General features: G+C 68.5%; 21 protein-coding genes and 1 riboswitch. Of the genes, 12 read left to right on the top strand and 9 right to left on the bottom strand.

The genetic code is table 11. The features are described from left to right. The first annotated feature begins 117 nt into the window (after nt 1–117). The 4 genes from msrB (at nt 118) to GQ674_RS01000 (ending at nt 4,879) form a co-directional block, all read left to right on the top strand. Complete coding sequence (gene msrB, locus GQ674_RS01015) at nt 118–624, top strand: peptide-methionine (R)-S-oxide reductase MsrB (protein WP_159495647.1); 507 nt, start codon at nt 118–120, stop codon at nt 622–624. A 35-nt stretch (nt 625–659) separates the two neighbouring features. Beyond that, nucleotides 660–2,435, top strand: coding sequence for a cytochrome c biogenesis protein DipZ (locus GQ674_RS01010; RefSeq protein ID WP_159495646.1), 1,776 nt, complete (start codon nt 660–662; stop codon nt 2,433–2,435). 16 nt (nt 2,436–2,451) lie between these two features. Beyond that, nucleotides 2,452–3,198 carry a peptide-methionine (S)-S-oxide reductase MsrA gene (msrA, locus tag GQ674_RS01005; RefSeq protein ID WP_159495645.1) on the top strand — a complete coding sequence of 249 codons (747 nt, stop codon included), beginning with the start codon at nt 2,452–2,454 and terminating at the stop codon, nt 3,196–3,198. A gap of 262 nt (nt 3,199–3,460) precedes the next feature. Further along, nucleotides 3,461–4,879: a PLP-dependent aminotransferase family protein gene (locus GQ674_RS01000; RefSeq protein ID WP_159495644.1), complete on the top strand. Its 1,419-nt coding sequence runs from the start codon at nt 3,461–3,463 to the stop codon at nt 4,877–4,879. Nucleotides 4,880–4,893: 14 nt separating this feature from the next. Here the strand turns inward: GQ674_RS01000 and bioD are convergent, their stop codons facing one another. Continuing rightward, nucleotides 4,894–5,571, bottom strand: coding sequence for a dethiobiotin synthase (gene bioD, locus GQ674_RS00995; RefSeq protein WP_159499147.1), 678 nt, complete (start codon nt 5,569–5,571; stop codon nt 4,894–4,896). 74 nt (nt 5,572–5,645) lie between these two features. Here bioD and GQ674_RS00990 point away from each other — a divergent pair, with 74 nt between their 5' ends. Then, nucleotides 5,646–6,128, top strand: a complete 483-nt coding sequence (locus GQ674_RS00990; protein ID WP_159495643.1) for a GAF domain-containing protein — start codon at nt 5,646–5,648, stop codon at nt 6,126–6,128. Next, complete coding sequence (locus GQ674_RS00985; RefSeq protein ID WP_159495642.1) at nt 6,125–6,493, top strand: TfoX/Sxy family protein; 369 nt, start codon at nt 6,125–6,127, stop codon at nt 6,491–6,493. Before GQ674_RS00990 ends, GQ674_RS00985 begins: the two co-directional genes overlap by 4 nt. Before the next feature lie 285 nt (nt 6,494–6,778). Here the strand turns inward: GQ674_RS00985 and GQ674_RS00980 are convergent, their stop codons facing one another. Continuing rightward, complete coding sequence (locus GQ674_RS00980) at nt 6,779–7,357, bottom strand: histidine phosphatase family protein (RefSeq protein ID WP_159495641.1); 579 nt, start codon at nt 7,355–7,357, stop codon at nt 6,779–6,781. 143 nt (nt 7,358–7,500) lie between these two features. Continuing rightward, a riboswitch (cobalamin riboswitch) is annotated at nt 7,501–7,727 on the top strand. 122 nt (nt 7,728–7,849) lie between these two features. Between GQ674_RS00980 and btuB the strand changes: the two genes are divergently transcribed. Next, a complete protein-coding gene (gene btuB, locus GQ674_RS00975; RefSeq protein ID WP_159495640.1) occupies nt 7,850–9,691 on the top strand; it encodes a TonB-dependent vitamin B12 receptor in 1,842 nt (613 codons plus the stop codon). 121 nt (nt 9,692–9,812) lie between these two features. On the opposite strand, the gene gph is transcribed toward btuB, so the two are convergent. Beyond that, on the bottom strand, nt 9,813–10,463 hold the full coding sequence (gene gph / locus GQ674_RS00970; RefSeq protein WP_159499145.1) for a phosphoglycolate phosphatase: 651 nt from the start codon (nt 10,461–10,463) through the stop codon (nt 9,813–9,815). A gap of 219 nt (nt 10,464–10,682) precedes the next feature. Then, nucleotides 10,683–11,585: a LysR family transcriptional regulator gene (locus GQ674_RS00965; protein WP_159495639.1), complete on the bottom strand. Its 903-nt coding sequence runs from the start codon at nt 11,583–11,585 to the stop codon at nt 10,683–10,685. Nucleotides 11,586–11,682: 97 nt separating this feature from the next. On the opposite strand from GQ674_RS00965, the gene GQ674_RS00960 reads away from it, so the two are divergent. Continuing rightward, a complete protein-coding gene (locus GQ674_RS00960) occupies nt 11,683–12,321 on the top strand; it encodes an NAD(P)H-binding protein (RefSeq protein ID WP_159495638.1) in 639 nt (212 codons plus the stop codon). Between the two features lie 143 nt (nt 12,322–12,464). Next, complete coding sequence (locus GQ674_RS00955) at nt 12,465–13,388, top strand: MBL fold metallo-hydrolase (protein ID WP_159495637.1); 924 nt, start codon at nt 12,465–12,467, stop codon at nt 13,386–13,388. Nucleotides 13,389–14,043: 655 nt separating this feature from the next. Here GQ674_RS00955 and dinB read toward each other — a convergent pair. After that, nucleotides 14,044–15,126 (bottom strand): DNA polymerase IV, encoded by a 1,083-nt coding sequence (gene dinB, locus GQ674_RS00950; RefSeq protein ID WP_159495636.1) that lies wholly within the window; start codon nt 15,124–15,126, stop codon nt 14,044–14,046. 239 nt (nt 15,127–15,365) lie between these two features. On the opposite strand from dinB, the gene fabA reads away from it, so the two are divergent. Both fabA and fabB read left to right on the top strand, forming a co-directional pair. Beyond that, on the top strand, nt 15,366–15,881 hold the full coding sequence (fabA, locus tag GQ674_RS00945) for a 3-hydroxyacyl-[acyl-carrier-protein] dehydratase FabA (RefSeq protein WP_159495635.1): 516 nt from the start codon (nt 15,366–15,368) through the stop codon (nt 15,879–15,881). Next, nucleotides 15,881–17,089, top strand: a complete 1,209-nt coding sequence (fabB, locus tag GQ674_RS00940) for a beta-ketoacyl-ACP synthase I (RefSeq protein ID WP_159495634.1) — start codon at nt 15,881–15,883, stop codon at nt 17,087–17,089. Before fabA ends, fabB begins: the two co-directional genes overlap by 1 nt. A 171-nt stretch (nt 17,090–17,260) precedes the next feature. Here fabB and GQ674_RS00935 read toward each other — a convergent pair whose 3' ends face one another. The 3 genes from GQ674_RS00935 to GQ674_RS00925 are packed head-to-tail and all read right to left on the bottom strand — an operon-like array spanning nt 17,261 to nt 19,757. Beyond that, nucleotides 17,261–17,938, bottom strand: a complete 678-nt coding sequence (locus tag GQ674_RS00935; RefSeq protein WP_159495633.1) for an HAD family phosphatase — start codon at nt 17,936–17,938, stop codon at nt 17,261–17,263. After that, nucleotides 17,935–18,639 (bottom strand): pseudouridine synthase, encoded by a 705-nt coding sequence (locus GQ674_RS00930; RefSeq protein WP_159495632.1) that lies wholly within the window; start codon nt 18,637–18,639, stop codon nt 17,935–17,937. Before GQ674_RS00930 ends, GQ674_RS00935 begins: the two co-directional genes overlap by 4 nt. Continuing rightward, nucleotides 18,636–19,757, bottom strand: a complete 1,122-nt coding sequence (locus GQ674_RS00925; protein WP_128097460.1) for a class I SAM-dependent methyltransferase — start codon at nt 19,755–19,757, stop codon at nt 18,636–18,638. Before GQ674_RS00925 ends, GQ674_RS00930 begins: the two co-directional genes overlap by 4 nt. Nucleotides 19,758–19,912: 155 nt before the next feature. Between GQ674_RS00925 and GQ674_RS00920 the strand changes: the two genes are divergently transcribed. Further along, nucleotides 19,913–20,176: a hypothetical protein gene (locus GQ674_RS00920; RefSeq protein WP_038690707.1), complete on the top strand. Its 264-nt coding sequence runs from the start codon at nt 19,913–19,915 to the stop codon at nt 20,174–20,176. A gap of 109 nt (nt 20,177–20,285) precedes the next feature. Here the strand turns inward: GQ674_RS00920 and GQ674_RS00915 are convergent, their stop codons facing one another. Continuing rightward, nucleotides 20,286–20,576, bottom strand: a complete 291-nt coding sequence (locus GQ674_RS00915; protein WP_159495631.1) for a DUF3247 family protein — start codon at nt 20,574–20,576, stop codon at nt 20,286–20,288. Nucleotides 20,577–20,594: the final 18 nt, after the last annotated feature.

Raw genomic sequence — 20,594 nt, 5'->3', positions numbered from 1 at the left:
TGCATTGTCGGCCGTTCGGGCCCCGGATGTGTCACGGAAAATTTAACCGCGCGTGAGGATTCGTTGACCGGCCCGGGCGCAGCATGGCCGCATCGTTTCCCTCCCAGGAGATCGGCCATGCGTTACACCCGTCGCAATCTGCTCGGCATGGGCGCCATGACGGCCGCCGCCGGCCTGTTCGGCCTGACCGCGTGCAGCGGCCCGGCACCGGCCGCACCGGCGGCCCCCACGCGGCGTTTCGAGGTGATGCGCACCGACGCGCAGTGGCGTGAACAGCTCAGCCCGGCCGCCTATGCCGTCCTGCGCCGCCAGAGCACCGAACGGCCCTACAGCAGCCCCCTCAACAAGGAGCACCGGCGCGGCACCTTCAGCTGCGCCGGCTGCGCGCTGCCACTGTTCTCCTCGTCCACCAAGTTCGACAGCGGCACCGGCTGGCCCAGTTTCTGGGCGCCCCTGCACGGCGCGGTCGAAGAAGACCGCGACACCACGCTGGGCATGATCCGCATCGAGGCGCATTGCCGACGCTGCGGTGGCCACCTGGGCCATGTGTTCGATGACGGTCCACGCCCCACCGGCCTGCGCTACTGCATGAACGGTGTGGCGATGCGCTTCACCGCGGCCTGAGCGCCGCTCCCCCTGCATCCTGGAAGGATCTGACCATGTTCCTGCTTGTCCTGGCCTACCTTGGCGGCGTATTGACCATCCTCAGCCCGTGCATCCTGCCGGTGCTGCCGTTCGTGTTCGCCCGCTCGGACCGCCCCTTCCTGCGCAGCGGCCTGCCGCTGCTGGTGGGCATGACACTGATGTTCGCGGTGGTGGCCAGCCTGGCCGCGGTGGGCAGCCAGTGGGTGGCCCAGGCCAACCAGATCGGGCGCTGGATCGCGCTGGTGGTGATGGCGGTGTTCGCGCTGGCGCTGCTGTGGCCGTCGCTGGCCAACCGCCTGCTGTCGCCGTTCCAGCGGCTGGGCGCGCGGCTCAGTGCCTCGGCCGATGCGGCCAGTGACGCCGGGCGCGGCGGGGTGGGCACTTCGCTGCTGATCGGCATTGCCACCGGCCTGCTCTGGGCACCGTGCGCCGGGCCGATCCTGGGGCTGATCCTCACCGGCGCGGCGCTCAATGGCGCCAGCGTCGGCACCAGCGGGCTGCTGCTGGCCTATGCGCTCGGCGCCGCCACGTCGCTGGCGCTGGCGATCTGGATCGGCGGGCGCGTGTTTGCCGCGCTCAAGCAGCGCCTGGGCGTGGGCGAGTGGATCCGCCGCGCACTCGGCGTGGCCGCGCTGCTGGCGGTGGTGGCGATCGGCATGGGCTGGGACACCGGCGTGCTGACCCGCCTGTCCACGGTGAGCACGGCCAAGCTGGAGCAGGGCCTGCTGGACGTGTTGCCGGGGCAGGAACCGGCCGCAGGCGCTTCAATGATGATGGCCGCCAACGCGCCGGCCGGTGCCCCCTTGCCGGTGGAAGGCACCCTGCCCTCGCTGGCCGGCGCCACCGGCTGGCTCAACAGCCCGCCGCTGAGCGCCGAGTCGTTGCGCGGCAAGGTGGTGCTGGTCGATTTCTGGACCTACTCGTGCATCAACTGCCTGCGCGCCATGCCGTACGTGCGCGAGTGGGCCGAGCGCTACCGCGACCACGGCCTGGTGGTGATCGGCGTGCACGCGCCGGAGTTCGCCTTCGAGCGCAGCCTGGGCAATGTGCAGCGTGCGGTGAAGGACCTGAAGGTCACCTACCCGGTGGCCATCGACAACGACTTCGCCATCTGGCGCGGCTTCAACAACCGCTACTGGCCCGCGCACTACTTCATCGATGCGCAAGGCCGCATCCGTGCCCATCACTTCGGTGAAGGCAATTACGCGCAGTCCGAGCAGATCATCCGCCAGCTGCTGCGCGAGGCCGGCAACACCCTGCCCGACGAACCGGCGCAGGCGATGGCCATGGCGGCCGCGGCGCCGCGCGATGGCATCGAGCAGCAGGCCGACATGCGCAACCTGAAATCGCCGGAAACCTACCTGGGCCATGCGCGCGCGCAGAGCTTCGCCTCGCCCGGCGGGCAGCAGCCCGAGCGAGCCACCGACTACACCGTGCCGGCCACGCTGCGCTTGAACCAGTGGGCGCTGGGCGGGCGCTGGACGGTGGGCAACGAAGACGCACACCTGGACGCGGCCGGTGGCCGGATCGCCTTCCGCTTCCACGCCCGCGACCTGCACCTGGTGCTGGCCCCGGCCGTGGATGGCACGCCGGTGCGCTACCGCGTGCGCATCGACGGCCAGCCGCCGGGCGCAGCGGCCGGCGGTGATGTATCGGCCGATGGCAGCGGCCAGGTCGGCGAACACCGGCTGTACCAGTTGATCCGCCAGCGCGGCGATGTTCGTGAACGCACCTTCGAGATCGAGTTCCTCGATCCGGGCGTGCATGCCTATGCCTTTACGTTCGGTTGAGCCCTGGAGGCCTTCGATGAAGATCGCAATGGACAAACTGATGGCCGGCAGCATCGCGGCGGTGATCGCGGCGATGACCATCGCCGCCGTCGTCAGCCTGGACCGCCCGGCGCAGGCGGCCACGTCGCAGGCGCAGGCGCTGGTGACGCTGCCTGCGCCCACCGGCACGGCCGACTTCAAGCCGCCCGGCATCAAGCGCGCACAGGTGGTGTTTGCCGGCGGCTGCTTCTGGGGCGTACAGGGCGTGTTCCAGCACATCAACGGCGTGGACAACGCGGTGTCCGGCTACATCGGCGGCAGCGCGGGCGATGCCAGCTACACGCGGGTGGGCAGCGGTCGCACCGGCCACGCTGAAGCGGTGCAGGTCACCTACGATCCGTCGAAGGTGAGCTACGGGCAGCTGATGCAGGTGTTCTTTTCCGTGGCCCACGACCCCACCCAGCTCAACCGCCAGGGGCCGGATCGCGGCACGCAGTATCGCTCGGCGGTATTTGCTGACGATGCCGGGCAGCGCGATGCGACCCAGGCCTACATCGCCCAGCTCCAGCGGGCCAAGGCGTTTGCCGGGCCGGTGGTGACCACGGTCGAGGGCGGCAAGCGGTTCTATCCGGCCGAGGGCTACCACCAGAACTACCTCACCCTGCATCCGGAGTCGCTGTATATCCGCATCAACGACCTGCCGAAGGTGGAGGCGCTCAAGCGCCAGTACCCGGCGCTGTACCGAGAGAAGCCGCGGTTGGTGTCCACACTGTCGGCGCGCTGAAAAATGCCCCCGGGTAGAGCCGACCGTTGGTCGGCTGCCATTGGGTGCCGGGATACGTGCAGCCGACCAACGGTCGGCTCTACCCGGACGGGTCGAAAAAAGTGCACGGCGCAACAAACCACCGCCGTGCACGAGGGAAGTCCGGGAGGCGCAGAGGCGGGTCGCACTGCGCGGGAGGGACCATGCTAGGCTGCGCGCAGCAGCGGATACAGAGCCAGCTTTCGGCCATCCGTACGGTTACAGATTGCGGCGGACTCTCCCCATGGCAGCCAACCTTTACCAATCCCTGGCCGATGAAATGGCCGATGCCATCCACAGCGGCCGGCTGCCGGTGGGCACCCGCCTGCCCTCGCTGCGTGGCCTGGCGGCGCAGCGCCAGCTCAGCCTCAACACCGTCATTGCCGCTTACCGCCAGCTCGAAGATGCCGGGCTGGTGGTACCGCGACCCAAGGCCGGCTTCGTGGTCAGCCCGCGCCTGGCCGAGCCGACCCGCTCGCTGCGCCAGGCACCGTCGCTGGCCACCACCCAGGCCCAACAGCTGATGATGGCGCGGGTGCTGGCCGCGCAGCAGCAACCGGGCATCGTCGACCTGGCCTTCGCCGGCCCGCGCGGGCGTCGCTTCTATCCGGGCGACAAATTGGCGCGCAGTACCGCGCAGGTGCTGCGCCGCGCCGGCATGGTGGAAACCTATGCGCGCCCGAATGCGGCCACCCGGCTGCTGGAACAGATCGTGCGGCGCGGGCCACGGCTGGGCCTGCACACCAGTACCGAGCGCCTGGTCCTTACCCACGGCGCCATGGAAGCACTGCAGCTTGCCCTGCGCGCGGTCACCCGGCCCGGGGACGCGGTGGGCATCGAGGCGCCGTCCTACTTCAACCTGTACCCGCTGCTCAGCAACCTGGGCCTGAAGGCGATCGAGCTGCCCACCGACCCGCGCCGCGGCCTGGACGTGGATGCCGTGGCCGCGCAGCTGGAACGTGGCGCGCTGCGGGCGATCGTGGCCATGCCCACCGTGCACAACCCGCTCGGCTGCACCATGCCGGTGGCCGAAAAGCGGCGCCTGGCCGCATTGGTCAACCACTACCGCATTCCCCTCATCGAAGACGCGGTGTACGCCGAGCTGCAGTTCCAGGAGCCGCTGGCGCCGCTGCTGAAGTCCTTCGATGAAGACGGCTGGGTGATGGTGTGCAGCAGCTTCTCCAAGACGCTGGCGCCGGACTACCGCATCGGCTGGCTGGACGCGGGGCGGTTTGCCGCCGACATCCAGCTGCTCAAGTTCCAGTCCACCGGTGCCGAACCGCGCCTGCTCGGCGAGGCCGTGGGCGCGTTCCTGGAAGCGGGCAGCTACGAGCACCACCTGCGCACGCTGCGCCGCCTGTACAGCGACCAGGTACGGCGCGTGCGCGCGTTGATCGCCCAGCACTTCCCGGCCGGCACGTTGGCCACCCAGCCCACCGGCGGCTTCCTGCTGTGGGTGGAGCTGCCGGCCGGCATCGACACCGGCGCGTTGTTCGAGCAGGCCTTGGCGCGCGGCGTGGTGTTCATGCCCGGCCAGGTGTACTCACGCGGGGCGCGCTACCGGCATTGCCTGCGGTTGTCGTGCTGCCAGGAACTGGACGCGGCGTACGTGGACGCCATCGCCACGCTGGGCCAGCTGGCCTGCGCCCTGCGCGACGCCTGAGCGCTGGCCTGCGGTTACAGCTGCAGGCACCCGGCCAGCCCGGCCGGATCGGCCCCGGGCGCGAAGGGCAGCCGGCCCAGGCACGGCATCGCCAGGCGGTCGCGCAGCAGGGTCATGTTGTCGTCGATGCGCGCCATCTGCGGGTCGACTTCGTTGCCGATCCAGCCGATGCAGGGGGCCCCGCTGGCCGCGATCGCCGCTGCGGTGAGCCGCGCATGGTTGAGGCAGCCAAGCCGCAGCCCCACCACCATCACCACCGGCAGCCGCAGCGCGTGGACCAGGTCGGCCTGGTCCAGCGTGGCCGACAGCGGGGCCAGCCAGCCGCCCACGCCCTCCACCACCACCGTGTCGGCCTGTGCGCGCAGCCGCCCCAAGGCCGCCTCGATCGGGCCCAGCGCCAGCTGCACGCCGGCATCGGCGGCGGCCAGCTCCGGCGCCAGCGGCAGGGGCAGCGCATACGGGTTGAGGTCGGCGTAGGCCGGCACCGGCTGGCTGGCGGCCAGCAGCGCGGTGGCGTCCTCGTTGCGCCAGCCGTGCGCGGTGCGCTCGCAGCCGCTGGCCACCGGCTTCATCCCCACCGCCGTGCCACCGCGCTGGCGCAGCGCGTGCAGCAGCACGCAGCTGCTGAAGGTCTTGCCGATGCCGGTATCGGTGCCGGTGACATACAGGGCGGGAAGCGGGTAGGCGGTCATCACGGCGGGAATCGGGAAGGAGCGGTGCATTATCGGCGGTCCCGGCGCGGCCTGCTGCTTGCTAGACTCCGGGCATGTTCGATACTTCCACGCTTACCGGCAGCAAGCCGGAACAGTACGGCCAGCTGCTGGCCCAGGCCCGCGCTCTGGTACACGGCGAGCGCGACCGCATTGCCAATGCGGCCAACCTGTCGGCCCTGGTCTACCACGCCCTGCCGCACCTGAACTGGGTCGGCTTCTACTTCTTCGACGGTACCGAGCTGGTGGTCGGCCCGTTCCAGGGACTGCCGGCCTGCGTGCGCATCCCGCTGGACAAGGGCGTGTGCGGCGCGGCGGCCAGCCAGCGCGTGACCCAGCGCATTGAAGACGTGGATGCCTTCCCCGGCCACATCGCCTGCGATTCGGCGTCGCGCTCGGAACTGGTGGTGCCGCTGGTCCAGGGCGACACCCTGATCGGCGTGTTCGACCTGGACAGCCCCTCGCTGGCGCGTTTCGACGCCGATGACCAGGCCGGCCTGGAGGCGATCGCCGCGGTGTTCGTCGAGGCCCTGGGATGAGCACCAAGCTGCGCAACATCGGTCCCAAGAGCGCGGCCTGGCTGCGTCAGGTCGGGTTGCGCACGCCCGAAGAGCTGACCGCGATCGGCGCGGTCGGCGCGTTCGTGAAGGTACGCCGCGCCGGGTTCAAGCCCAGCCTCAACCTGCTCTACTCGCTCGAAGGCGCGCTGCAGGACTGCCATTGGCAGGAACTGCCCGAAGCACGCCGCACCGAACTGGTGGCCGAGTACGAGGCCATCATCGCCGACAAGCCCCTGAAAAAGGCACCGCCAGCATCCGGCCCGGTCTACGACCGCACCGCCGAACGTCGCGATGATGAAGCCGACGACGCACCGCCGTTCGAACCGGACGACGAAACCGCGTAGAGCCGGGCTCTGCCGCGCCTCCGGATACAGAGGCGCCGCGTTGATCAGCGCATCGCCATGCGCCCATTGTTCACCGCGCAAGCAGCTGTTGTAGAGCCGGGCTCTGCCCGGCTGCTCTAACGCAGCAACCCACGTCCAGTGCCAGCCGGGCAGAGCCCGGCTCTACGTGCATGCACCATCACATCCGCCGCCAGCCGGGCAGAGCCCGGCTCTACGTGCGTGCACCACCACATCCGCCGCCAGCCGGGCAGAGCCCGGCTCTACGCAGGTGCGAGCCGCGCGCGATCAAGGCTGCTGCAGTTCCAGCAGTTCGCCCCACAGGCGGTCGTCCTCGCGCTCCACGCGCAGCTGCAGGCGGGTGCCGTGGTCGATGCGCAGTGCCCAGCACATCGCCATCGGCAGGCCGCACACCTGCGACAGCACCATCCGCAACGGCCCGCCATGGCTGACGATCAGGGTGGGCGGGGGATCGGGGTCGTCCAGCAAGCGGTGCAGGCCACGGGCGATGCGGCGCTCGAAGTGGCCCCAGCTTTCGCCGTGCGGCGGTGGGTTGGCGTGCGGGTCCAGGTGGAACGCCGACAGCTCCTGCATCGGCAGGTCATGCAATGCCTGGCCGTCCCAATCGCCGAAGTCGAGTTCGGCCCACTCCTCGTCGGCCACCACCTCCACCCCGTGCGGCACTGCCAGCGCATCGGCCGTGGCCAGCGCACGCTGGCGCGGGGAGCTCACCACCCGTTGCCATTGCCGCCCCCCATAGCGTGCGCACAGGGCCTCGGTGCTTCCGTCTTCCAACGCGGGATCACTGCGCCCGTCCAGGTGGCCGTCACGGCCGGTGCTGGCGTGGCGGATCAGGTCCAGGATCACGCCGCAACCTGCGCGGTGGACGGAGCGGAACGGTGCTGCAACCTCGATGGGTTCATGGGCATCACATCGTGAAACGAGCGGCATTCTAACCGCTCGCTCCCGCCGCCCCGGTGCGTCGGCTGCCGCAGGCGGGCCTTTGCTCTACACTGCGCGCACTTCCAGGTGACCTGCGGCGCATGCCGGCAGGTTGAAACGGGAAGCCGGTGACGCAGCAGCCCCCTGCCTGCCACTCCGGCGCTGCCCCCGCAACGGTAAGCGTGGAAACACCCGGCATTACGCCACTGTGCTTGCGCATGGGAAGGCGCCGGGTGCGATGGCCCTGGCCATCGGCCCGCAAGCCCGGAGACCGGCCTGGGAGACGACTGGTTGCGATGCGGCGGGCATGGCGGCGGCAAGCGGCGCCGTGCGCGTTCGCCCACCGTCGATCCATCCCTGCAGCGCGATCATCCCCACCCCTTGCCGCGCGGGCGTGCGCGGTGCATGGAGTCATCGATGAAGCTGCAGATCCAAGTCCTTTCCCTGGCCGTGTTGTCGGCCCTGCCTCTGCTGGCGTCGGCCCAGGACGAGGCGACCGCGCTGGACCAGGTACTGGTCACCGCCACCCGCACCCCGATCGCCCTGCAGGACAGCATCTCGCCGGCGCAGGTGATCGACCGCGCCGAGATCGAGCGCAGCCAGGCCCCGTCGCTGCAGGACCTGCTGCGCGGTCGCGCCGGCATCAACCTCAACAACAGCGGCGGCCTGGGCAAGCAGAGTTCGCTGTTCCTGCGCGGCACCAACTCGGCCCACACCCTGGTACTGGTGGACGGCGTGCGCATCAACACCGGCGACCTTGGCCTGGCCATGATCCAGGACCTGCCGCTGGCGCAGATCGAGCGCATTGAAATCGTGCGCGGCCCGCAGTCCAGCCTGTACGGCGCCGATGCGATCGGTGGCGTGATCCAGATCTTCACCCGCCGCAACGCCGGCACCTTCGCCCCGCACTTCCAGGTGGGCGGCGGCAGCAACGGCCTGCGCGAGGCCAGCGGCGGCTTCGGCGGCAGTGGCGCGCGTGGCTGGTTCGGCACCGACATCGCCTACCAGCACACCGACGGCATCAATTCCTGCCGGGGCGATGCGGCCACCTTCGCCGGCTGCGGCGCCGACGAGCCCGACCGAGACGGCTACCGCAACCTGTCCATGAGCCTGCGCGGTGGCTACGCGCTGACCGATGCGCTGAGCGTGGAAGGGACCGCGCTGCGTGCCGAAGGCGAAAACCACTACGACGGTTACTACAACTATTCGGAAACCCTGCAGCAGGTGCTGGGCGGCAAGGTGCATTACACCCCGAGCGAGCGCTTCACCCTGACCGCCAACGTCGGGCGTGCCGACAACGAATCGGACAACTACAACGGCAGCACCTGGCTGGGTGCCGCGCAGACCCATCGCGACAGTGCCTCGGTGCAGGCCGACGTGGGCATCGCCGAGGGCCAGCTGCTCAGCGCCGGCGTGGACTGGAGCCAGGACAACCTGGACGGCAGCAGTGCCGGCTACCGGGTCGACAGCCGCGACAATACCGGCGTGTTCGTGCAGTACCAGGGCCGCTTCGGCGCGCACCACCTGCAGGCCAGCGTGCGCAACGACGACAACGAGCAGTTCGGCAACCACACCACCGGCAGCCTCGGCTGGGGCCTGGAGCTGGGCCGCGGGTTCCGCCTCAACGCCAGCTACGGCACCGCGTTCAAGGCACCCACCTTCAGCGATCTGTACGACCCGTGGAGCGGCGTGCCGGGCCTGGACCCGGAAAAGTCGAAGAGCACCAACGTCGGTATCGCCCAGCAGGGCGACGGCTGGCGCTGGGGCCTGGACGTGTATGAAACCCGCATCGATGACCTGATCACCTACGATGCCACCACCTTCATGATGTCGCAGGTGGAGAAGGCGCGCATCCGCGGTGCCGAGTTGACCGGTGCGATCACGCTGGCCGGCTTCGATGTGAACGCCCAGCTCAGCCACACCGATCCGCGCAACCGCACCGAAGGCAGCGCGCAGTTCGACAACTGGCTGGCGCGCCGCGCGCAGAACACCGCCCGCCTGGATATCGACCGCAGCTTCGGTGGCTTCCGCGCCGGCCTGACCGCCAACGGCGCCGGCAAGCGCTACGACAACGCCGCCAACACCGTGCGTCTGGCCGGTTACGGCACGCTCGACCTGCGCCTGGAATACGCGCTGAGCCGCGACTGGTCGGTGCTCGGCCGGGTCAGCAACGTGTTCGACCGCGACTACGAAACGGTGGCCTGGTACAACCAGCCCGGCCGCGAGTACCGCCTGAGCGTGCGTTACCAGCCGAAATAAGCGATCTGGACGGCGGCACTGCCGCCGTCCCACCCTCGGTAGGTGCCGACCGCTGGTCGGCACAATCATTGAACCTGGCAGGTGCCGACCGTTGGTCGGCACACGTGTCAACCGCCGCCGGTTACAGCACCAGCAATTCCCGCAGATCATCCACCACGGCCACCGCCTCGACGTTGTCCAGATCCAGCCCACGTGGATAGCCATAGCGCACCAGCGCCACCGGCATGCCCGCGTCCACCGCGGCCCGGTAATCCGTAATCGAATCGCCCACCATCAAGGCGGCCTCGACGGCCACCTCGAAGTGCGCGGCGATATGCCGCAACGGCGCACCACTGGGCTTGCGTTCCGGCAGCGAATCGCCGCCCAGCACCAGCGCAAACTGATCCTGCAGCCCGAAGTGCTGCAGCAACGGCGCCACCAGCGCGGACGGCTTGTTCGTGCAGATCGCGAGCGTCACCGCGCGTTCGCGCAAGGCAGCCAACGTTTCGGTCACACCATCGAACAGGCGCGGACTGCGCAACAGGCAGGCCTCGTAGTGCCGCATGAAACCGGGCATGACCGTGTCCAGATCGATATCACTGCCGGCCGCGCCAAACGCCTGTTCGACAAGCCGCCGCACGCCATCGCCGATCCAGGTCAGTACCGTGGCCTCCGGTACCCGGGGCAACTGCCAGTCCTGCAGCGTGCGGTTCAACGCCTCGGCAATATCGGCCGCGCTGTCCACCAGCGTGCCATCCAGATCGAACACCACCAACGGATACGGATACGACAAGGCAATGCTCACTTCCACAGCAGGGAAGCGCCATTGTACGGAGGTGCGTGTGTGATGCCGATGCACGCCCCGGTAGAGCCGACCGTTGGTCGGCTGCACGCGCCCGCTGCGGTTGCGGGTGCACGGCGTGCTGATGCGCGGTTGCTGGTTCAAGAGCAGCCGACCAACGGTCGGCTCTACCGGCATCGGGTAGCTGGACGCGGTATCCCTGGGCCGTGTTTACAGCTGCGCCAGGAACTCCGGGCTGGCAAAACGATCCACCAGGAAATCCAGGAAGCTGCGCATGATCGTCGGCAGCTGCCGGCGTGACGCATACACCGCGTGGATGCCCAGCTCTTCCACCTGGTAATCGGGCAGCACCTCAATCAACGCGCCACTGCGCAGCAGCGGCGCGATCTGGTAGGTCGGCAGCATCGCGATGCCCGCGCCGGCGCGTACCGCCTCCAGCAACAACGATGCTTCATTGGCGCTGATGTTGCCGCCCACCGCCACCGCAATCGCGCGGCCATCGCGCTGCAGGTGCCACACGCTCCTGCCCACGTAGTGGTGGGTCAGGCAGTTGTGCGCGGCCAGTGCGTCGGCCGTGGTCGGCGCGCCGCGTTCGGCCAGGTACGACGGCGCCGCGCACAACACCGAGCGGCAAGGGGCCAACCGCCGCGCGATCAGCGCCGGGTCGATCGCACGCGAGATGCGCACCGCGATATCCACGCGTTCTTCGACCAGGTTGACCACGCGGTCCACCAGCAGCAGTTCCACCCGCGTCAGCGGATACCGCTTCACGAAGTCGGCCACTGCGGCGGCCAGGTGGATCTGCCCGAACGACACGCTCGCCGTGACCCGGATCAGCCCGTGCGGTTCGGGGTTGTCGGTGGCCAGTTCGCCGTGCAGTTCATCGCCGATGGCCAGGATCTGCCTGAACCGCAGCAGCGCCGCCTCGCCCGGGCCGGTCAGGCTGATCCGGCGCGTGGTCCGGTGCAGCAACCGCGCGCCCAGCCAGCGCTCCACCTCGGCCAGGTAGCGGGTCACCATCGCCCGCGACATCTCCAGCGCCTCGGCCGCCGCGGTCAGGCTGCCGCGCTCGACCACCTCCACGAACACGTTCATCGCCGTCATCCGGTCCATCTGATCGATCCACGCAACAAATTAGCCCGTTATACGCGGTTTTTCGTTCGATTCCAGACGCATACGCTGGCGTTCCTTCCTCAACGGATCTGCCCCCATGAAAATCGCCCTCGTTGGTGCCACCGGCAACATCGGTCGTGAAATCGCCCGCCAGGCCCTCGCCCGCGGCCATCAGGTCACCGCCATCGTGCGCCGCGAAACCGACCTGCCGGCCGAACTGGACGGCGCCCAGCTTGCCGTCGCCGCGCTGGACGACACCGACGCCCTGGCCGCCGTGATCGCCGGCCACGACGTGCTGGCCAGCGCCTTCGGCCCGCGTCCGGGCGATGCGCCCAGCACCGTGATCACCACCAGCGCCGCGCTGGTCAAGGCCGCGCGCCAGGCCGGCGTGCCGCGCTTCATCATGGTCGGCGGCGCCGGCAGCCTGGAAGTTGCCCCCGGCGTGCAGCTGGTGGATACCGAGGGCTTCCCGGATGCCTACAAGCCGGTTGCCCTGGCCGCGCGCGAGACGCTGAAGCAGCTGCAGGCCGTCGACGACCTGGACTGGACCTTCTATTCCCCCGCCGCCGAGATCGGCCCCGGCCCGCAGCGCGGTGGCTTCCGCACCCAGGCGAAGAATTTCCTGGTGGGCGATGACGGCCACAGCCGGATCAGCTACCCCGACTACGCGGACGCATTCGTCAGCGAGATTGAAGCGCCGCAGTACGTGCGGCAGATTGCCACGGTTTCGTACTGACCCGGCCGCCGATGTGAAGCAGCCGACCAACGGTCGGCTCTACCGGCTCCGGTGTCCTGCCGGGGCCGTCTGGTCCCGGTGTCATGCCGGGGTCGTTCGGCCCCGGTGTGATGCCGGGGCCGCTCTGCACAGGAATTCTTGATATGCCGAACGTCTCCCGCACCACCCTGGCCCTGGCGTTGACGCTGGGTACCGCGCTCGCCGTGACCGCACCGGCCATCAGCCACGCCGCCGCGGCCACCGCGGCCACCGCCGAAGCACACGCGCTGCAGGTGCAGCCCTACCACCCCGGCGACAAAGCACTGTTCTCTGTCGCCTCCACCCTGGTTACCGGCCGCCGCGACGCGATACTGATCGACGCCCAGTTCGCCGCGTCCGATGCCGCCCAGCTGGTGCAGCGCATCCGCGCCTCCGGCAAGCAGCTGACCACCATTTACGTCAGCCACGGCGACCCCGATTATTACTTCGGCCTGGCCACCCTGCAGGACGCCTTCCCCCACGCCCGCATCGTCGCCACCGCCCCCACCGTCGCCCACATCACCGCCACCCAGGCCGGCAAACTCGCATACTGGGGCCCACAGATGGGCGCCGATAAACCCAGCCGCATCGTCATCCCCCAGGTCCTCGACGGCGACACCCTCACCCTCGAAGGCCAACCGCTGCGCATCCTCGGCCTCGATGGCCCCACCCCGGACCGCACCGTCGTCTGGATCCCCAGCCTGCGCACCCTCGTCGGCGGCATCCCCATCGTCGCCGGCGAACACGTCTGGATGGCCGACACCCAAAGCCCCCAATCGCACACCGACTGGCTGACCACCCTCACCACCCTCGCGGCCCTCAAGCCCACCCGCGTCATCCCCGGCCACTACGCCCGCGGTGCCGCACTGGACGCCACCGCCCTCACCTTCACCGCCGATTACATCCGCGCCTTTGATGAAGAAACCGCGCGCAGCAAGAATGCGGACGCCTTGATCGCCGCGATGAAAAAGCGCTACCCGACCCTGCAAGGCGTGGGTTCGTTGGAGATCAGTGCGAAGGTTGCAAAGGGGGAAATGCAGTGGCCGTGATGGTGTGACATGCGACAAAGAAAAGCGATGTAACGCGTTAGAGAAAAAGCGCGGCGTTGGTTTTTTCATGCCACAACAGAACGTTGACAGCGCATCGGCATTCGATCGGGATGCGACCCTACCGGGCAGTGCATTCCGAGCACGATATGCATGGCGTAGGTTCGTTGGACATCCGTGCGAAGTGGAGTGGCCGTGATGCCGCACGTAGCAGCAGAAAAATCGATGTAACGCGTCAAAGAAAAATAACCGCGTTGTTTAGTTTGATGCCACAACAGAACGTTGAGAGAGTATCGGCAGTCGATCGGGATGCGACCCCACCGAGCGGAAAATCCCGAGCACGACAAGCATCACGTGCACGATGAGAATTGAGCGAATGTTGCCGTTGCCCGCCCCCACGCGCCGACCGAGTGTCGGGGGTGGTGCGGGTGGGTTGGCGGGACCGTTGGGCGCCATGGGTCCGGCGCATGCGCCGGACGGGTTAGGCAGGACGCCCAACCCCGGCCTTGCCGTTTGTGCAGGACTGCACAAACGAGCAAGGCGCCCACGAGCCTCCAGGGATGGATTTACGGCGTGTCCCGCCAACCCACCCGCACCACCCAGCCCCTCAGCGCCAGCACGCCGGCTGTTGAAGTTAGCTGTCAGCAGACAGCAAAACTCACCCACCCTCCAAATGATCAAACAGCCCAGGCTGACTCACCGCCTCGCGCTCGCGAAACCCACCCAACCCCACCCCCACCAACCGATACCGCGTCTCCGCCGGCAGATCCACCCGCGCCCGCAACGCCAGCGCGATATCGCGCAACTCCTCGCCCGATTCCGGCGGCGACTCCGGCGTAAAACTCCGCGTAATGATCCGGAACTGCGACGTCTTCAACTTCAGCACCACCGTGTGCCCCACCCGCTCCGTCTTCCGCGTCGCCCGCCACGTCTTCCCCGCCAACTCCACGATCGCCGCCTCCAACGCCTCCAACGGCAGATCTTCCGCGAACGTATCTTCCGACGAAATCGACTGCACCGGCTGGTCCGGCTCCACCGCCCGCTCATCGATCCCGCGCGCCCGATTGAACAACCGCGCACCAAACGTCCCGAACCGCGCCTCCAACACTTCCAGCGGCAAGGACCGCAAATCGCCCACCGTCACGATCCCCAACTCTGCCAGCTTCCCCGCCATCACCTTCCCCACCCCCGGCACCCGGTTCACCGGCAGCGGCGTCAGAAACTGCTCCACCCGATGCGGCGGCACCACGAACTGACCGTCCGGCTTGCGCCAGTCCGATGCGATTTTCGCCAGAAACTTGTTCGGCGCGATCCCCGCCGACGCCGTCAACGACGTCTCCTCACGAATCTCCCCACGGATGATCGCCGCGATCTCCGTCGCCACCGTCATCCCCCCCTTGTGCATCGTCACATCCAGATACGCCTCATCCAACGACAACGGCTCCACCAGATCCGTATGCCGCAGGAAAATCTCCCGCACCTGCCGCGAGACCGCCTTGTAGCGCACAAAATCCGGCGGCACGAACACCGCGTCCGGACACAACCGCTCCGCACGCAACGCCGGCATCGCCGACCGGATCCCGAACACCCGTGCCTCGTACGACGCAGCACACACCACCGAACGTGCCCCCTTCCACGCCACCACCACCGGCTTGCCGCGCAGCGACGGATCGTCGCGCTGCTCCACCGACGCGTAGAACGCGTCCATGTCCACATGGATGATTTTGCGCAGAACAGACACGGCGGGAAGACTCGGACCTGGAAGCAGATGCGTAGATGAACAAGATTACAGCCACACGCCTGAGTATGGTCTTTTCATAACAACAACATGCGTTTTTCAAGCTGAAAACACTACGCCGGCGTACGGTTAAAACGTTTGATTGAATCACTTTTCCTCTGCACTCTTGCGCACTTGGTTCCAGCAACACAGCCTGCCCATGGCCGGCTTTACCCGATGGCTTCTTCAGGATTGCGCTTTCCATGACTCGTCTCCACGCGTTCTCGCGCGAACAACTGCTGGCCAGCGCCCGCGGTGAACTGTTCGGCCCGGGCAGCGGTCGCCTGCCCAACGATCCGATGCTGATGTTCGATCGCATCACCGACATCCGCGACGACGGCGGCCCCCACGGCAAGGGACTGGTACGCGCCGAACTGGATATCCGCCCGGACCTGTGGTTCTTCGGCTGCCACTTCATCGGCGACCCCGTCATGCCTGGCTGCCTCGGCCTGGATGCCATGTGGCAGCTCACCGGCTTCTACCTCACCTGGCTGGGCGCGCCCGGCCGTGGCCGCGCCCTGGGCTGCGGCGAAGTGAAGTTCACCGGCCAGGTACTGCCCGACGCCAAGCTGGTCAGCTACGAAATCGACATCACCCGCGTCATCAACCGCAAGCTGGTGATGGCCCAGGCCGACGCCCGCATGCTCGTGGACGGCCGCGAAATCTACTCCGCCAAAGACCTCCGCGTAGGTCTGTTCACTTCCACCGAGAACTTCTGATGCGTCGCGTCGTCATTACCGGAATGGGCATCACCTCGTGCCTGGGCAACGATCTGGACACCGTCTCCAGCGCACTGCGTGAAGGCCGCGCCGGCATCCGCCACCTGCCCGACCATGCCGAAGCCGGCCTGCGCAGCCACGTCGGTGGCAACATCGAACTGGACCTGGACGCGCAGATCGACCGCAAGGTGAAGCGCTTCATGAGCGATGCCTCGGCGTACGCCTACATCGCCATGCGCGATGCGATCACCGATGCCGGCCTGGACCAGGCGCAGGTCGCCAACCCGCGTACCGGCCTGATTGCCGGTTCCGGCGGCGGTTCCAGCCAGTGGCAGGTCGAGTCGGCCGACATCCTGCGCGCCCGTGGCGTGCGCAAGGTCGGCCCGTACATGGTGCCGCGCACGATGTGCTCCACCGTGTCGGCCTGCCTGGCCACCGCCTTCCAGATCAAGGGCCTGAGCTACTCGCTGTCGGCGGCCTGCGCCACCTCGGCACACTGCATCGGCGCGGCGGCCGACCTGATCCGCCATGGCGCACAGGACGTGATGTTCGCCGGCGGCGGTGAAGACCTGCACTGGTCGATGAGCGTGATGTTCGACGCCATGGGCGCGTTGTCCACCCGCTTCAACGAGACCCCGGCCAGCGCCTCGCGCCCGTACGACAAGGACCGCGACGGCTTCGTCATCGCCGGTGGCGGCGGCATGCTGGTGCTGGAAGATTACGACCACGCCGTGGCACGTGGCGCGCGCATCTATGCCGAACTGGTGGGCTACGGCGTCACCTCCGACGGTGCCGACATGGTCGCCCCGTCCGGTGAAGGCGCGGTGCGTTGCATGAACATGGCCATGGCCAACCTGACCGGCCCGATCGACTACCTCAACACGCACGGCACCTCTACCCCGCTGGGCGATGTGACCGAGCTGAAGGCCGTGCGCGAAGTGTTCGGCCAGGACGTGCCGCCGCTGTCGTCGACCAAGGCGCTGTCGGGCCATTCGCTGGGCGCAGCCAGCGTGCACGAAGCGATCTACTGCCTGCTGATGATGCGCGACGGCTTCATCGCCGGCTCGGCCAACATCGGCGAGCTGGACCCGCTGGTGGAAGGCTTCCCGATTGTGCGCGAAAGCCAGGCTGCGCAGTTGAACACGGTGATGTCCAACAGCTTCGGCTTCGGCGGCACCAACGCAGCGCTGGTATTCGGCCGGGTGTGATGCACGGTTGATGCTATGACCGAAAAACCCGGCCCTCGCGCCGGGTTTTTTTGTGCGCGGATGTGCGCGCCCAGTGTCGGTGGGGAACCGACCCTATCGGGGGCCACGCGATGCGCCCCTCGGAGGGGCATGACCCTGGCCGGCGACGCCGTGCGCCTGATCGAATCCGGTTTAGCGCAGGTGCGGGAGCAGCAGGGTATGCGCGTCTGCCAGCGAGTCGACGATGCGGTGGCCCAGCGCGCGCAGGTCGTCGTCGGGGTGCACCAGGTCGGGTACCTGGATCGCGGTCATGCCCGCGCCGACCGCGGCACGGATGCCGGCCGGTGAGTCTTCCAGCGCCAGGCAGCGCGCCGGATCCTTGCCCAGCTTCTGCGCGGCCAGCAGGTAGATGTCCGGCGCCGGCTTGGGGTGGGCCACGTCGCTGCTGGTCACCACCACCTCGAAGAACGGCAGCAGGCCCGCCGCGGCCAGCTTGCGCGACGCGCGCGGCTGCCGGGTGGAGGTCGCCACCGCGCGGGGAATGCCGTGCTCGTGCAGCAGCTGCAGCAGGTCCAGGATGCCCGGACGCAGCGGCAGGCCTTCCTGCGTGCGCGCTTCGTACAGGTCATGGCAGCGCGCGAACAATGCGGCCACCTGCCCCGCATCGATGTGCTGCAGCAACAGGCGCTCGCAGTCGCGGTCGCCCAGGCCGACGAAGCGCAGCCAGAACCCATCGGCGAGCGGCAACTGCAGTTCGTGCGCCGCCTGCGTCCAGCAGGCGATCGACACCCGCTCGCTGTCGATCATCAGGCCGTCCATGTCGAAGATGACGGCGTCGGGCAGGAACGGCAGCGCGGCAATTGCGGTCATGGCACGTTGAAGAGCGTTTCAAGATCGGCGGCATCGAGAATGCGCCACTCGCCCTCACCGAGCCCCCCCAGGGTCAGCCCGCCGATGCGGCTGCGGTGCAGCGCCGCGACGTGGTTGCCCACCGCCGCGAACATGCGCCGCGCCTGGTGGTAGCGACCCTCGTGCAGCACCAGCTGCGCCTGGCGCGGCGACTGCACGTGCAGCTCGGCCGGCAGCAGCGGCTTGTCATCCGATTCCAGCAGCAGCGTGCCGCTGGCGAAGCGCGCGGTTTCATCGCCGCGCAGGTCTTCGGCCAGGGTGACCTCATAGGCCTTGTCCAGGCGCGACTTGGGCGACACGATGCGGTGCAGCAGCGCGCCGTCGTCGGTCATCAGCAGCATGCCGCTGGTGTCGCGGTCCAGCCGGCCCACCGACGACAGCAGCGGCGAACGCTCGCGGAAACGCGGCGGCAGCAGGTCGTAGATCAAGCGGCCCTTGTCCTTGGTCGAACAGGTGTACTCGCGCGGCTTGTGCAGCATCAGGGTCAGGCCATGCGGCGGGTCCAGCGGTTCGCCCTCGACCCGGATCGCCTCGTGCGCGACCACGTCATCGGCGTACAGCACTTCCCCGTCGGCATCGGTGATCAGGCCTTCGCGGAACATTCCCTGCACCTGCTTGCGGCTGCCATAGCCCAGGTTGGCCAGAAGCTTGACCAGCTTCACGCGCGGCCTCCGCGGCCCCACGACGGCTCACGTTCCCGGGGCGCCCGGACCGGCGTGGCGGTCTTGCTGGCCTTGGTGGCCTGGATCAGCTTGAAGCCGTCGCGCTCGGCGGCCACGCGGATCTGGCCGAAGCTCTCGTTGAGGATCTGCTCGTACGGCAGGTGACGGTTGGCCACCAGCCACATGCGGCCGCCCGGACGCAGCGCCTGCGCGGCCACGGCGATGAAGCGCTGGCCGATGTCAGGGCGGTCGGCACGCGAGGGGGTGTGGAACGGCGGGTTGGTCACGATGAAGTCGTACTGCGCCTCGATCCCGGCGGTCACGTCCTGCCAGTGGTAAGCCAGTGCGGCCGGCGTGCCGAGCGCGTCCAGGTTGGTGCGGGCCAGCGCCAGCGCGCGGCCCTCGGCCTCATACAGGTCCAGCCCGGTAACGCCGGGGCAGCGCGCCAGCACTTCGGCCGACAGGTAGCCGAAACCGGCGCCCAGGTCGGCACCGCGCCCGGCCAGGTCGGCCGGCAGCTGCTCCACCAGCAGCGCCGAGGCCGGGTCGATGCGGTCCCAGGCGAAGATGCCCGGGCGGCTCTGGAAGCGCCCGCCCAGAATGGCGCGCGGCGCGTCCAGCTTCGCCCAGCGCTGCGCCAGGGCTTCATCGTGCTGGCCGTTCAACGGCGCGGTCCAGTAGGCGCGGCAGTGGTTCTTGGTGAGCTTGCCGCCGAGGCCGGTCAGCTGCTGCAGGTCGCCTTCGCCGGAGCGCGCGCCTTCGTTGTTGTGCTGGCAGGCCACCACCACCCCGCCCGGGGCAGCCAGGGCCACGGCACGGGCGAACAGCGCCTTGGCTTCCTCGCGCTGGCGCGGCGGCAGCACCAGCACCACCGCGTAGCGGGTGCTGTCGGCGGCCAGCTGCTGCTCGTCGCGCACGGTCCAGCCGCTGGCTTCCAGTGCATCGGCGAACGGCCGGAAGCTCTGCTCGCAGACCAGCTGGGCCGGCTGGGCGTGCTCGCGCAGCGGCCAACCATCGCGGGCGCGCAGGAACAATACCGGGCCGGCGGGCCAGGACAGCACGCCACTGGCGAACGGCAGGAACAGGGTTTCCAGGGGAGCGTCGTGCTGGGCAGCCATCGAGAGGGGGCACATCTTGAAAAGAGATGGCCATTCTACCGGTTCGCCCGGATCGGCTCCGGCCGGGGCCGATTTGCGTTTATTCAACGCCATGTTGATGCCCCCGCAACATCCAAACCGTCAGGGTGGAGGCTCACTTGCGATGGAGATGGCTCATGCGTGCATTGTTTGTCGGTGGCGTAGTCGACAACAGCGAGATGGACATCGAGGGCGCCCAGCCCCCGGTGCATTACCCGCAGGATACCGGCGGCGGTCACTCGCGCTACCGCCTGCACCAGGTTGGCAAGCAGGCCGACGGCACGGTGGCGTACGCGGTGTATGGCGCGCCGGACATGGCCGACGACGAGGTCTCGCGGGTGGCCGACGAACGCGCCTACGCACGCCGTTTCGAGGCCGAACCCGAGGTGTTCGTGCACTGAGGGGTAGGGGGCAGGCGCTGAGGTTCAGTGCCGGCCCTGCGTTTTCCGCTGCCGTGCGGGCGCTACCGCGCGCTTGGCGATCGGTTCAAGGGAATGCCCGGCGCGGCGATTACTCGACCGGCGGCAACTGGCGGATGCTGGCGATCCGGTCGAGCCAGACCAGGTGCTGCTGCACCGGGGTATCCAGGTCGTCGAGCCGCAGCTGGCCATTGCTGCCCTCGTTCTCCTCGGCATCGCGGTACTGCTGCAGGGTGGGCTGCACCGTGACTGTGCCCAGCACGCGGGTGCCGTCGTCCAGGATGATCTCGACGGGCGCCTGGCCGCGCAGCTGCGGCAGCAGGGCTTCCAGCGCCGCGATCCGGGCCGGATCGGTATGGATGGTCGGGGCGTAACGGGACATGGTGACTCCTGTGGGGGA

Origin of the sequence: Stenotrophomonas sp. 364, from assembly GCF_009832905.1 — a bacterium.
GTDB classification, from domain to species: domain Bacteria; phylum Pseudomonadota; class Gammaproteobacteria; order Xanthomonadales; family Xanthomonadaceae; genus Stenotrophomonas; species Stenotrophomonas maltophilia_AP.
This window is presented reverse-complemented; position numbering and strand designations above follow the sequence as displayed.